We start from the raw sequence: 13,171 nt of genomic DNA on the forward strand, positions 1-13,171 counted from the left end.
ACTCTTGCGTACGGGCGCGAGCCTAGCCGCTCGGGGATTCAGTCCAAGTCGTCGAAGGGGTCGGAGAACCCCAGGTCGGATATCGCGGCGGCCGACGGGGCCGCGACGCGCGTAGCGAAATCCTCGTGGCGGTGCCCCGCCTGGACGACGACCCACACGGTGACCTCGCCGTGGACGTCGTCGCGCACGCCCCAGGTGTCGGAGAGCGCCGTGATGATGTTGAGCCCGCGGCCGCCGTGCGCCGTGACCGACGGTGTCGAGGGCATGGGGCGGGTCGGACCGCCGCCGTCCGTCACTTCGACCGTCAGCCGGCCCGTCTTGTCGACGTGCCATGCCGCGCGCACATCACCGTCGCCGACCATGCCGCGACCCAGTGGCCTGCCGTGCCGGCAGGCATTGCTGAGCAGTTCCGACAGGATCAGTACGGCGTCGTCGACGACCGACTCGGACACCCCGCTCCTGCGCAGCTGATCGCGCATCCGGTGTCTTGCTTCCCCCACGCCCGCAGGGCCATGGGGTACGGCCATGCTCGACGACGTGGGCACCTCCCGTGCCACCACCAACGCCACCCCCGAGACCTCCTTCGTCCCACGCCACGGTGTGGATGCCCCAATGGACTGGACCGGAAACCGGCCAATCCCCGTCCGGTGACGCACTCGTAACGATCGAATACGTAAAGAACGCGCCGGTGCACACCCTGTAACCGGAGTTAACGGAGTCCCAGACGGTCCAGCTGGGTCAGGACCTGCTTGGGGCGGTTGGTGATGATCGCGTCGACGCCCAGTTCGGCGCAGAGTTCGACGTCCTCGGGCTCGTTCACCGTCCAGACGTGCACCTGATGGCCCGCGCGCTTCAGCTTGGCCACGTAGCCGGGGTGGTTGCGCACGATCCGCAGGGCGGGACCGGCGATGCGGACGCCCTCGGGCAGGCGCCCGTCGCGGTGGCGCGGCGAGACGAACTGCATCAGGTAGACGGTCGGCAGCGTCGGCGACGCGGCCCGCACGCGGTGCAGCGAGCGCGCCGAGAAACTCATGATCCGTACCGGAGAGGGGCCCTCGGCGGGCGGCGCGTCCAGGCCGAACCGCTTCAGGAGCAGGAGCAGGCGCTCCTCCACCTGACCCGCCCAGCGGGTGGGGTGCTTGGTCTCGATGGCCAGCCGGACCGGACGGCCCGACGCGTTGTTCTCGGCCACCAGCTCCAGGAGGCGCTCCAGCGTCAGGACGGAGGTGTCCTCGCCCGAGGACCCCTCCCAGTCCGGGCTCTCGCCCTCCTCGGCCTCGTCGTGGTCCTTCTTCCAGGAGCCGAAGTCCAGGGCGGCGAGGTCGGCCAGTTCGAGCGCGGAGACGGCGCCGCGGCCGTTCGACGTACGGTTGACGCGGCGGTCGTGGACACAGACGAGATGGCCGTCCGCGGTGAGCCGCACATCGCACTCAAGGGCGTCGGCGCCGTCCTCGACGGCCTTCTTGTACGCCGCCAGCGTGTGCTCGGGGGCGTCCTCGGAGGCTCCGCGGTGGGCAACGACCTGGATCTGGTGCTGTCGTGCGAGGGTCACCGCGTCATCGTGCCATCACGGGGTACCCGACGGCTCGCCGGACGGGGGTCCGTCGGGGCGCCGGACACACAGGATCGGCTTATGGTGCCCTGACAGCCCATGGGAAAAGCTGACTGCAGACAGATGCACAGTTGGCACAGCCAGGCCGTGACCGAGAACACAAGCGACGACAGCCGTCAGCCGTGGGTACACGCCACGACAGCCACGACAGCATGGACCGAGGAGAAGTAGCTGTGAGCACCGAGAACGAGGGCAACGAGGTACCCAAGGCCCCGTCCGTGCCCCCCGCGCCGGTGGACGCTCCCGCTGTTCCCGCCGACTCGGCTGCGGCTCCTTCCGGCGCGGCTCCTTCCGTCCCGCCGACGGCTCCCCCGGCTGCCGCTCCCTCTGCTCCTCCGGCTGCCGCTCCCGCCGTTCCTCCGGCCGGGCCCGAAGGTGGCGTTCCGGTAGGACCGGAGGGTTCCACTCCGCCCGGACCCGAGGGGCAGGGACACCCCGCTCCGGCGCACGCCCCCGTGGGTGCCCCGCAGGCCGCCTCCGGTGCCGGCGGCTGGCCGCCCCCGGCGCCGCCCGCCGTTCCGTCGTACGCCACGGGCGGTGGCTCCGGCTCGGGCTGGGGCGCCTCGTACCACCCGCAGGAACCGAAGCCCGGCGGCCGGCGCGGCGGGCTCGTCGCCGCGGTGCTCGCGGCCGCCCTGATCGCCGGCGGTGTCGGCGGCGGCATCGGCTACTGGGCCGCGGAGCGCGAGAGCGACACCAACTCGACCACGGTCTCCGCCCCGGACACCCCCGCCGACCTGAAGCGGGAGCCCGGCTCGGTCGCCAAGATCGCGAACGACGCGCTGCCGAGCGTCGTCACCATCGAGGCCCAGAGCGGCAGCGGCGAGGGCGGCACGGGCACCGGCTTCGTCTACGACAAGCAGGGCCACATCCTCACCAACAACCACGTGGTGGCGTCGGCCGCCGAGGGCGGCAAGCTCCAGGCGACGTTCTCGAACGGCAAGAAGTACGCCGCCGAGGTCATCGGCCGCGCCGAGGGCTACGACGTGGCGGTCATCAAGCTCAAGAACGCCCCGGACAACCTGAAGCCGCTCCAGCTCGGCAACTCCGACCGCGTGGCCGTCGGCGACTCGACGATCGCGATCGGCGCCCCCTTCGGCCTCTCCAACACGGTCACCACCGGCATCATCAGCGCCAAGAACCGCCCGGTGACCTCCAGCGACGGCGGGCAGAGCGGCAAGAGCTCGTACATGAGCGCCCTGCAGACCGACGCGTCGATCAACCCCGGCAACTCCGGCGGCCCGCTCCTGGACGGACGCGGCGCGGTCATCGGCATCAACTCCGCCATCAAGCCCGCCGACAGCGGCGGCCTCGGCGGCTCGGGCCAGTCCGGCTCCATCGGCCTGGGCTTCGCGATCCCGGTCAACCAGGCGCAGAACGTGGCCAAGCAGCTGATCAGGACCGGCCAGCCGGTCTACCCGGTGATCGGTGCCTCCGTCTCGCTCCAGCAGGAGGGCGCGAACGGCGCGACGATCTCCGAGGAGGGCGCGGGCGGTTCGCAGGCGGTCACCCCGAACGGCCCGGCGGACAAGGCGGGTCTCAAGCCCGGCGACGTCATCACGAAGCTGGACGACTCGGTGATCGACAGCGGCCCGACCCTGATCGGCCAGATCTGGACCCACAAGCCGGGCGACACGGTCAAGATCACATACGAGCGGGGCGGCAAGGAGCGCACGGTCGACGTGACCCTGGGCTCGCGCAAGGGCGACAGCTGACCCGCTCCCCGGCCCGCCGACCCGCTACTCTTGTCCCCGCGCCGCCCGGTTGTCCGGTGCGTGGCGCGGGGTGGGTTGCCCGAGCGGCCTAAGGGAACGGTCTTGAAAACCGTCGTGGTGCGAGCCACCGTGGGTTCAAATCCCACACCCACCGCAGCGGGTCAGCGTTAGCGCTGGTCAGAGGGCGTGAACCCGGTTCGGGGGCACGCCCTCTTCGCTTGGCCTGTCTCACCCTGATTCGGGGATGTACCGCCTCTGACCAGTGCGTGTGGGCCATACATGGGCCAGGATCAGGCGTCGTCGGACCCTCCCGGAGCAGGCTTACTGAAGGGTGAGAGGCCGACCGGGCCGCAGCAGGACCCGTAAAGCCCGCGCACCGAGGTAAGGGTTCGTCGATACGGTGCTATTTTTCAGTACCTAATTTTCCGAGTGTCTTCCCCGGAGTAATGCGCGCCCTGCTGCCAGCATAGTGTGAATAGCAGGGCCGGTAATGGGAATTGATGCCTCGCCCCGCCTCCTAACTACCGAGATGAAGGCGCCTTCCACCTTCCCGTCAACGATGGCCCCGTGCACTAGGAACGGCTTGTTCTCTTCGGATTGAGGCGGAACCAAGACCGTCAATATCCATCCGTCCCCTTGTTGCGATGCCATAACCCTGAGTCCGTCAACAGGTGGAAATACGCGCGCGTCGATAACTGACCGATAGCGGCTTGCTCCTGCCAATTCTTCTCTGGTGGGAGTGAATTTGGAAATTAGCTCGCCATGTTGGTTCTTCTTGGTGCGATACCCCACGACGAGGATCCCGCCCTCCTCGCTATTGGCGAATCGCGCAACGTCTTGAGCAAGTTCAATGCGATCGCTGAGTTTGTCAAGGAAGTAACCCTGGGATTTGACCTCTAGCCAATCTGATTCCTCCATACCGACGAGGTAATCCGGCGCGCCGCCGTGGCAGAGGTCGAAGACGGTCCCAGGGTTCATGGGGGTAGAGCGTCGCTGGACAGCTTCGGCAATCACTCCTGCCAGTTGGCGAACTGCTGACATCTTTAGCCTTCGGGGTGGAATCAGGATGTCGAATTCCCAACCCGGAGGGATCTTGGGTCCTGGATCATCCAGATAGGCATATCCAAGTAGATGAGTTTCCCTGAACTTCATGTGTGGCGAGATCGCGTCGATCATTGAATTAACATCGGCCATGTCAGAGGTGACAAAGAATGAGGCAATCATGTCACCCTCGCCACTGACGTCTATAGCGATGAAATCTGGCGTGGTGTCGCCGCGTACGCAAAAAACGACGTTATTTGTCACGGACTCTAACAAGGCGGATTCTCTGCGACTTGACATGTCGACAGGCCCATCTCGCCTTGGGGTGGACCTCAGTGGAGGAATTTGCTTGCCCTCAAGGTTCGCAATGGCGCGACGAAGTTCAGGCAAGCTAATTTCTGTACATTCGTCATACTCGTACATGGTGCCAAGGCCGCAGGGGGATATTTGCGTACCATCGACGATTAGCGCGTGGTCCTCTTTGCTGAATCGGATCGCCATTCTGCAACTATGGCAGGGGCGATGCGGCACTGCATGATGTTTTGCAAGCCACCAGGTCGAGGCGCGTGCTGCTGAGGGGGCTAGTTGGGCAGGCTGCCAGCCAGCCTGCCCAACGGCGTACACCGCCCTAGGCGCTCTCGGCCTCCTCCAATCCCCTCTGGATGAGGGAGTTGGCATGGGCGGAGCTTCCCTTAAGGAGCTTGGCGTAGAAGCGGTAGAGCACCGCGACGCTGTGACCGGCGCGGTAGGCGACCTCCACCGGATCTACGCCCTGTTTGATCCACAGGGATACGGCGGCATGGCGCAGGCAGTAAGGCACGTCGGCCATCTCGGACTTCAGCTCGGAGCGAGTGAGCACGGCTTCGCGCGCCGCATCCCAGACGGCGCAGTACTCGTTTGACGTGACCCGTCCGCCGCGCGCGGCCCAGAACAGCCGACCGTCCGAGGCCACGCCGCGGGCGATGTGCGCCCGGACCATACGGACGTATACCGGCGGAATCGGAACGGCGCGAACAGCGTTGCGGGCCCGGTGCTTCAGCCCGCGCTCGTCGTGGGACTTCCCGCCGTCCGTCCAGCCGGCCCCTACTTCCGGGTGGCTTTGCGAGACCAGTACTTCTCCCCATGCGTCCGGCTCGCTCTCGGGTGGGAGCGTGAAGTCGTCCTTTCGGAGCGAGACAGCCTCGCCGGGACGGGTGGCCACGTAGTAGATCGCGCCGAAGAACGTCTCCAAGTGCTCGCCACGCGGGCCCTGCTCCGCCACGGCGCCGAGCAGCCGACGCACGAGGCGGGGGCCGGGGACGAACCTGAAGTCGACTTCGTCGGACGTGGAAGGGGCCGTCCAGTCAACGGCGAGGAACGGATGCCGGTTGAGGAGCGCTCGCTCCTCGACCGCGTACCGAAAGGCGTTGCTGAGCACCATCCGCTTGCGGTTGGCAGTGTTCTCGGCGGCCGGGGTGCCGTTGAGCTTCTTCGACAGGGCGGCGAACGCGGAACGGATGTGCTCCGGCTTGGCGGCCTCACTGACCTTCAGAGAGTTGGCCGCGACCCAGTCGAGAGCCTTCCTCATGTCCTCCGGCAGATCCTCGATCTCACAGCGCGGCATCCAGTCGCCGCCTTCAGGCTTTACGGCTCTGAACACCCATTGGTAGAGGGCCGCGCGCAGAGTCCGGGGATCCGGCTGCCCGGCGGTGGTACGCACGAAGACGGGTGTTACGACAGCCAGCGACTCGGCGATGCTCGCCCGGTGCTTTCCTGCCGCCGCTGGCCACTTCATCAGGGCGTACACCTTGGCGTGCTCGTACCAGGTCGGCATTGCCAGTGCGGCCAACTCCCCTTCGGGCAGACCCGTTTCCTCGTCGAACTGCTGGCCCCTGCGCAGAGCCTCCATGAGCTGTGAGCGGCGGCCATCTGCCTGCGGCTTGAGCGCGAAACTCTTCGAATGCCCCTCCTCACCTACGCGCCATCGAAGCTCCCAGGGCTTCGGGCGGCCGGTGCGGCGGCGGATGGACCACACGACAACGTCGTACGTGAGCATGTCTCTCCAGAGCGGGACAGAGCCCGCCCCTGAGGATCCAGGGGCGGGCTCGGGGCGACGGCAGGTCAGGCGGCGTTCTGCTCGCAGGTCTCCCACCAGGCATCCAGATCGGCGCGGCTGACGCGAAGCTGGCCGTTGGGGAGCTTGCGGAGGCGAGGGGCTTCGCCGCGGGCCCGCATGCGGTAGAAGGCGGCGCGACTCATATCGATCTCTTCGAGGACCGCGGCGAGCTTGAGCATCTGGGGGCGGGCCATTTCGCTCCTCAGGAAAGGTGGGGTCTGGCGCGGAAAAGTTCGGTGCACATTGCTCTGAGTCGCGACTCGGGCAAATGTGGGGCGAATGCCTCTCCATGCTGAAGCCATCCCCGACTGCACTGAACTGAAGGCTCACCGCGCGGCCTACAAGAGAGCCAAGGACGAAGACGTGATCTTTGTGTGCGTTGCGCGTCGCGGGCGTCGTTGGTCAGTGGAGCTAGACGCCATGGCCAGCAGTAAGCCCTACGTCCCTGAGCAAGCGATGAAGATCCTGGAAGCCGCAGCCGAAACCCTGGTCCTGGACGGCACGGTGGAGCAAGCAAACATCGGAGCTGATTACATCTCCATGTGGCCGATCAAAACCGAGAGCAGGGCTCGTGAGATCGGAGCAGCATTCCATGCCGCTATGTACGGGCCTCAGCAGTTGCATATGACTGTTCCGGTCCAGACCGGCAAATTGGGGAATGCAGATGGATGGCCGAGGTGATAAAAAGACTGAAGGCGAGGCAGCTAGAGCGTCGGCGGTGGCGTGGGATGTAAAAATTACCCTGCGCTCTTATCTGTCGACGAATCACCTCTATGCCGCCTATTGCTTCACTGAGGATGCGAAACGTAGCGAGGTCGATCTGGCGTCAGTCGGCACGGTAATAGGCATGCGTCACCGCGCCTACATTCTTGGTGCAATCACAGAGGCAGTGGCATTAATCGAATCTGCCATTAATGAGATTTATCAAGACGTGGCAGAAGGGGTGGGCTCGTATAGTGAGAGTGTGGCGCCAGAATTTCGCGAGGCGATGAAGCTGGTCTGGGAGAGTGTGGGCAATCGAGCACCCATTCTAGATAAGTACAACATGGCGCTGGCGATCACGGGAAATGAGATTCTCGCCAAGGGTGCTGCTCCTTATCAGGCGGCCAAAAAGCTGATTGATTTGCGAAATTATGGAGTCCACTACAAACCCCATGATCGCACTTCGGACAACCCGCATCGTCACGAGAAAGCACTGAGGGGTGAGTTCTCGGATAATCCGCTCATGGCAGGTTCCGGAAATCCCTGGTTTCCTGACCACGCCTTGGGTTCTGCCTGTGCGGAGTGGGCGTGGAGGTCTGCGCGCGCCTTGGCTGATGAGTTTGCTCTGCGGACAGGTGTCACTCTGAGCTATACGTACGCAGGGAAAGAGCATCCACTGCCGTGCTGAAGTAGGCAGGATCCGCTGGTCGTTATACATCTATGCTTCGAATCGGATATCCAGGCGGTTCGAGGAAGCGTCCTTCGTCGATGCGGTATGCATTGCGCATCCTTCGATAGTCGAAGTCTTCTCCCTGAGGGACACGAGTCACAGTCAGAAATCCGTTGGCTTCGAGTTCTTTTCTGCCGCGAGTCCAGGTGTTGTGAGAGAGTCCGTAGGACTCCCGCCGCTCCCGTGAGATGTAACGTGCTTGTGCGTATCCTCCCTGGCTCTCCATGAGCGCGAAGAGTAGAGCGATTCCAGTCGCACTCAAATGGAGTATCCACCCAAGACGCCAGAAGTTTATATGAATCCCTACGTAGCGGCCTTGTGTGCTGGCGCGCAAGTATGGAGTTCCGGGCGCCTCGACGGAGAGCAGCTTAATGAGCGGCGGCTTTCCGGGGCGTGGCGTTAATTCAATGAATCCAGCCTTTTCTAGCCATCTGAGATTGCTGGTTATACGGCGCGGTCCGGTGTCCAGCGGCAGGTTCAGCATGCGGGCCCACGTGTGAGGGGCGGGTGGCTGGCGAATGTCGAAAGGCTCAGCTGTGGCCATCATCGTTATGCACAGATAGAGCTTGAGTCGGACCTCCCCGCCTTGCCCGCCGTGAATGAGTCTGGCGAGAGGAGGTGTGACGCCATCGATCTGCGATCGAACGAAGGCCGGATGGAAGGGGACGTTGCCGCGGCGCGAGGCTCGGCTGGTCGCCTTCCCGAGGTGTCTGACTGGCTCGGGGTAGAGGGGGTTCAACAAACTCGTCGACCTTCTTGGAGGAGAGACTGGGAGTACATGGGGTTCATGGAGTACTGGGTGTTCATTGGTGGTACCTCCTTTTACCGGCCTTCGGGCACGCTGGGGATCAACTTCACCAAACTGAGAGGCTGACTCCGAAACCGTGCTATGAGCCCTTCAGCGTGGCCTGTGAACTCCTCTACCAGAGTCGTAGAGTGCTTTTGACCTGCAACTTTGTGTCTGCGACCTTGAGTGCACCGCCCATCGACGAGGCGGTGACGGACACCGTGGCTGAGTCCGTCCAGAGCATGAGGGGGATTAGATGAACGAGAGTCCGTCGTCGCAGCGAGCCGTGTGGCTGGCGATCATCTTCACCGCCAGCCTGAGCGTTTCACTGGGCGCTGGCCTTCTCTTCTTCGTTGCCGGAGCTGAGCCGACAACGATCCTCGGAGTCACGGGGACAGTCTTCGCAGGCTCGACCGGCTTGGGGCTCGCCGCACACAGCTTCATAGCGGGCTAGGCGCGGCATCACTGAGCGTGGTGGGGAAGCGAGTTGCTGTGGGCGCTTGTCTTCAAGTGAGGCCACGGTCCTACGGGCCGTGGTCTCCTGGACCAGACTGCCCACCTGGCAGCGCCTGCGCGAGGAGACGTGCTTCCTTGCGAGCGGCTTTTCGGGCGATCCGGGCTACGTGCAGATGCTCTTCGCGCATCGTCGCGCCCTCTTGCCTCACCCAGTCGCCGAGATCCTCCTCGTTGCGAGGGCACAGACTTGCCAGGCCATCAATCAACTGATCGAACTTGAAGATCGTGGGCAGCGTTTTGCCGTCCAGGTAGGCGGCGATCGTGCGCGGACTCAACCGGGCCTCGTCGCCCCACTCGTTGCGAGACGGGCTCCCGGCTGTCTCCCATAGTGCGAGGAGCGCTCGCAAGAAGTGCTGTTCCTCCGGTGTGATTCGGACTGTGACCTCGCCCCTCAACCTTGACTCCTCAGCGAGGGCAGCTTCAGTCTGGCGTCGTAGTTCTCGCCAGCGGCGAGGTGGTCCGCCCCACGCGGCGGTGATCGCTGTCAGAGTTTCGTCACTTGGCAGCCGCTTGCCGGCTAGCGCAGCGTAGACAGCTGTGCGGGACGCGCCGAATGCCTCCGCGTGGGCAACCGACCCTCCCGAGCGCGTCTGTAACTCTCTGAGGGCCTGAGCAAAGTCGATGAGGGGGCCTTCGCCGGCCAGGGGCTGCATTCGACGTGGCACAGGGCCTCCTTCATGAGCAGTAAGACTGTTGCGTGCGTCACATTGCGCACCCAAAAAAATGTGAGCTGGGGCACACCGGGGGGTGGGGTTGGGTGTCGCGAAACAGGCCCCCACCTGCAGTGCCGGCGGCGCAACTGCCTCGTCGCGGTAGTCCCGCGAAGTTTTCTGCGCAGCCTGCGTTTCCGGGGTGCGTGCCAGAGTTTCCCACGACGGCTGCGAGCCAACGCCCCAACGGGCGACGGCTCCCTGCGGGAACAGGAAGCCGTCTGCGCGAAAGTGACCAACCAGTAGGAAGGAAGGCACTCTCATGTCTGAGAGTACGGGGAACTCCCTCGCGAGGGAAAGTGATACAGCCCGCAGTGGGCAGGCTTCACGCCGCTTGGCGCTGCCGATCGCGGTCGGCGGGGGATTGAGTGCAGCACCGGTCGTCAGCTTGGTGCGTCAGGACTACACCGCTGGGATTGTCGCCGGTGCACCAACGTTCGCGGCCAGCTTGTTGATCTTTTTTCTAGTCATCTGTCCTGCTGTGTGGTCGCGCAGTCCCGCCCGGCAGTCCGCGGCGCTAGCGGTACTTGACCGATTGTTGGGTCGCCCCGGCGACCAACCCAAGCCTCGGAGGCGTCGAACTGCCGAGTCTTGAGGTGGCGTGCTAACCGCTTAGACGGTGATGCTGTGGGCCATACGTGGGCCGGAGGAAGCCAAAACAGCCTCGTGCAGCGAGTCACGGCAGGCCAAGGCGGGTCTTAGGGAGTCGGGTACACCGGTCTTGAAAACCGTCGTGGTGCGAGCCACCGTGGGTTCAAATCCCACACCCACCGCAGCAGATCGGTATCTGTGCTGATCAGAAGGGGCACCCCCGCCCAGGGGTGCCCCTTCTTTTTGATCGCTGTCCGGGGCGTGCGCCTCAGGCGTGTGACTCAGGCGTGTGCCTCAAGAGGTCCCGTCCTCAGCCTCAGGTCCCCCACCGGCGTTCCTGGGTGTTGTACATGTACCGGGGCAGGCCCTTGATGGCGCTGGTGCGGAACGGGCGGCCGTCGTCGTCGATGCGCACGGTGCCCCTGCGGCCCTGGGAGGACCAGTCCAGCTCCAGGTACCAGCGGCAGTCGCACGAGCTGGTCTCCGCCGTGACCAGCAGCACCTCGGGGTCCTTCGCCGAGACGCGGTAGGGCATGCGCACCGCAGGGATCGGTGTGCCGGAGTCGCTCCCGGCGACCGCGCGGGCGATGGGACGGTCCTTGTCCAGGTCCACGGCGAAGGACCGGGGGGTGACCGCGCCGCCGCAACCCCGGTCCATGGCGTACACGTTGCCCTCGACCGGCGCCGTACGGCCGACCACGCGCACGCGCAGCGCCTCCAGTACGACGGCCGTGTCGCTGCGGCCCTGCACCGACAGTTGGACGAGCGTCTCGCCGCCGTGCACCGCGCCCTGCGTCGTCGCCCAGGGCGCCGCGTCCTGCGGGACAGGGGGAGGGGGGACCTGGCTCGGCGGCTTGGTGACGACGTAGTCGTGATCGCAGCCGAGCATCCAGGCCTGGGAGTTGACGGTCCAGGTGAGCGGCCGTCCGGCAGGCTGTTCGCCGCGGGGCGGGGCGGATGTCGCGCCGGGCGGGCGGGAGGTGTCCGGCTCTTTCTTCTTCTTCGGGGTGGCGGAGTCGGAAGGCCGCTCGGAGGTGGGGGTGCCGCTCGGGACGGGTGAGGCGCCCCGTCGTTCCGGCGCCCTGGTCTCCGCCGTACCGACGACCCGGTCAGAACCGTCGGCGGACGCCCGCCGCCCGTCCGGCAGCACGGAGAAGGCGCCGAGCGTCGCGAGCACGGCACAGGCGGAGGCCAGCCCGAGCACGAGACGTCTGCGGCGGTACCAGGGGCGGTGCGGGGGCGGGAGCAGGGGTGGGGGCGGGAGTGCGTCGCCGTCTGCCTTCGACGCCGTGTCCGGTTCGGTGACGGCTTCCACCTCGGTGTCCGCGTCGCCCGCCGTGTCGTCTTTGGCTTCCGTGTCGTCCGTGGCTTCCGTGACGTCTGCGGCTTCCTTGCCGCCCGCGGCTTCCGCCGTGGCGTCGTTCGCGGCTTCCGCCGCCGTGGCGCCGGGCGCGCTCTCCGTCGCCCCCGCCGCACGAGGCCGACGGCGGGCCGCCACCGCCAAGAGCCAACGGCGGTGGAGTTCCAGGCGTTGCTCCGGGGTCGCCCCGCAGAGGGCCGCGAAGCGTTCCACGGGGGCGAAGTCGAGCGGCACCGCGTCGCCCGCGCAGTAGCGGTGCAGCGTCGAGGTGTTCATGCCCAGCCGGCGGGCCAGCGAGCCATAGCTCCGGTCCGTGCGCTCCTTCAGGGCCCGCAGCAGCGCCGCGAACTCCGCCACCTCGTCGATGCCGTCGCCGTCGTCCTGTGCCGACACGGGTCCCCCGTCCTCGTACGACCCCACCCGGCCTGGGACGGTATCCCAGGCACCCCATATACCTGCACGTCAGACGGGCTGGGATGGTTCCACCGCGTCCGATCGGCCGTAGGTTGTTGCGCCGGGCCGCCGTGACCGCTGATGCTCTTGGTGCCGCACCGACCAGGACCGGGCCGATCAGCCGACCTCGCCGCGGCGTCCACGTCCACGTACTCATCCACGGGGGAACACCCATGTCCATGCGCATCCGAACGAGCGCTTGCGCCGCACTCGCCGTCGCCGCCCTCGCGGCGGGCACGGTCCTCACCGCACCGGCCGCCGGCGCCGCTCCGAGGGCCGCCGCACCCAAGCACCTGTCCGCGTCCCAGCTGCCGCCGCACCCGACGTCGTCCTGGACCGCCGGTCCGGTCACCGAGGGGTTCCCGGAGGCACTCGGCTTCTGCGTGAGCACGGAGGGCGTACTCGACTTCGACTACCGGCACCGGGAGTTCCGGACCGATCTGGACACCAACGCCGTGCAGCTGACCGTCGTCACGGGCACGGCCGCCCGGGCCAAGGCCCTGGCGAAGCACTACGACGACCTGATCCGCACCTGCGCCGACCGCATCGAGAAGGCCTCGCCCGACGTCGAGGCCGAGGGCCGGGACTACGGCAAGCTCCCGGTCGAGGAGGGCGCCCGCGTCCGCGGCCTGCACACCGAGTCGTCCGGGGGCGCTTCCGACATCGCTCTGCTGTCGGTCGGGCGGGACGGCAGGACCGTCACCGTCGTGCAGTGGGCACAGCTGGGCGACTTCGGGGACGCGCCCGTGGCCGCCTTCAAGAAGACCACGACCACGGCCGTCAACAAGCTGTACTGACCGGGCGGCCACCGGAAAGGACGGGGACCGTCCTTCCGCCATGGGGACCGTCCTTCCGCCAC

At 66.1% G+C, this 13,171-nt stretch carries 11 protein-coding genes and 2 tRNA genes; 6 read left to right on the forward strand and 7 right to left on the reverse strand.

Annotated features, from left to right (window positions below):
• Nucleotides 1-38: 38 nt before the first annotated feature.
• The gene (locus AB0L89_RS17910) at nucleotides 39-656 is read right to left on the reverse strand and encodes an ATP-binding protein (RefSeq protein ID WP_365141713.1); all 618 of its coding nucleotides are present in this window, start codon (nucleotides 654-656) and stop codon (nucleotides 39-41) included.
• Between the two features lie 53 nt (nucleotides 657-709).
• Nucleotides 710-1,552: a glycerophosphodiester phosphodiesterase gene (locus AB0L89_RS17915; protein ID WP_365141715.1), complete on the reverse strand. Its 843-nt coding sequence runs from the start codon at nucleotides 1,550-1,552 to the stop codon at nucleotides 710-712.
• Nucleotides 1,553-1,785: 233 nt separating this feature from the next.
• On the opposite strand from AB0L89_RS17915, the gene AB0L89_RS17920 reads away from it, so the two are divergent.
• Both AB0L89_RS17920 and AB0L89_RS17925 read left to right on the forward strand, forming a co-directional pair.
• Nucleotides 1,786-3,327: a trypsin-like peptidase domain-containing protein gene (locus AB0L89_RS17920; RefSeq protein WP_365141718.1), complete on the forward strand. Its 1,542-nt coding sequence runs from the start codon at nucleotides 1,786-1,788 to the stop codon at nucleotides 3,325-3,327.
• A 69-nt stretch (nucleotides 3,328-3,396) separates the two neighbouring features.
• Nucleotides 3,397-3,481, forward strand: a tRNA-Ser gene (locus AB0L89_RS17925).
• A gap of 263 nt (nucleotides 3,482-3,744) precedes the next feature.
• Here the strand turns inward: AB0L89_RS17925 and AB0L89_RS17930 are convergent.
• The 3 genes from AB0L89_RS17930 to AB0L89_RS17940 all read right to left on the reverse strand — a co-directional run bounded on the left by AB0L89_RS17930 (nucleotide 3,745) and on the right by AB0L89_RS17940 (nucleotide 6,657).
• On the reverse strand, nucleotides 3,745-4,869 hold the full coding sequence (locus tag AB0L89_RS17930) for a hypothetical protein (RefSeq protein WP_365141721.1): 1,125 nt from the start codon (nucleotides 4,867-4,869) through the stop codon (nucleotides 3,745-3,747).
• A 127-nt stretch (nucleotides 4,870-4,996) separates the two neighbouring features.
• Nucleotides 4,997-6,403 carry a site-specific integrase gene (locus AB0L89_RS17935; RefSeq protein ID WP_365141724.1) on the reverse strand — a complete coding sequence of 469 codons (1,407 nt, stop codon included), beginning with the start codon at nucleotides 6,401-6,403 and terminating at the stop codon, nucleotides 4,997-4,999.
• A 65-nt stretch (nucleotides 6,404-6,468) separates the two neighbouring features.
• Nucleotides 6,469-6,657, reverse strand: a complete 189-nt coding sequence (locus AB0L89_RS17940) for a helix-turn-helix domain-containing protein (RefSeq protein ID WP_365141727.1) — start codon at nucleotides 6,655-6,657, stop codon at nucleotides 6,469-6,471.
• A gap of 226 nt (nucleotides 6,658-6,883) precedes the next feature.
• On the opposite strand from AB0L89_RS17940, the gene AB0L89_RS17945 reads away from it, so the two are divergent.
• Entirely contained in the window at nucleotides 6,884-7,144 is a 261-nt protein-coding gene (locus AB0L89_RS17945; RefSeq protein WP_365141730.1) for a hypothetical protein, read from the forward strand.
• Nucleotides 7,122-7,853, forward strand: coding sequence for a hypothetical protein (locus AB0L89_RS17950; protein WP_365141733.1), 732 nt, complete (start codon nucleotides 7,122-7,124; stop codon nucleotides 7,851-7,853). Before AB0L89_RS17945 ends, AB0L89_RS17950 begins: the two co-directional genes overlap by 23 nt.
• A 1,353-nt stretch (nucleotides 7,854-9,206) precedes the next feature.
• Here the strand turns inward: AB0L89_RS17950 and AB0L89_RS17955 are convergent.
• On the reverse strand, nucleotides 9,207-9,473 hold the full coding sequence (locus AB0L89_RS17955; RefSeq protein ID WP_365141736.1) for a hypothetical protein: 267 nt from the start codon (nucleotides 9,471-9,473) through the stop codon (nucleotides 9,207-9,209).
• Between the two features lie 1,125 nt (nucleotides 9,474-10,598).
• On the opposite strand from AB0L89_RS17955, the gene AB0L89_RS17960 reads away from it, so the two are divergent.
• Nucleotides 10,599-10,681: transfer RNA gene (locus AB0L89_RS17960), tRNA-Ser, on the forward strand.
• 134 nt (nucleotides 10,682-10,815) lie between these two features.
• On the opposite strand, the gene AB0L89_RS17965 is transcribed toward AB0L89_RS17960, so the two are convergent.
• Nucleotides 10,816-12,252: a helix-turn-helix domain-containing protein gene (locus tag AB0L89_RS17965; RefSeq protein ID WP_365141738.1), complete on the reverse strand. Its 1,437-nt coding sequence runs from the start codon at nucleotides 12,250-12,252 to the stop codon at nucleotides 10,816-10,818.
• A 233-nt stretch (nucleotides 12,253-12,485) separates the two neighbouring features.
• Between AB0L89_RS17965 and AB0L89_RS17970 the strand changes: the two genes are divergently transcribed.
• Complete coding sequence (locus AB0L89_RS17970; RefSeq protein WP_365141741.1) at nucleotides 12,486-13,109, forward strand: hypothetical protein; 624 nt, start codon at nucleotides 12,486-12,488, stop codon at nucleotides 13,107-13,109.
• Nucleotides 13,110-13,171: the final 62 nt, after the last annotated feature.

It is taken from the genome of Streptomyces sp. NPDC052114 (genome assembly GCF_040680155.1).
In the GTDB taxonomy this organism is placed as follows: Bacteria; Actinomycetota; Actinomycetes; order Streptomycetales; family Streptomycetaceae; genus Streptomyces.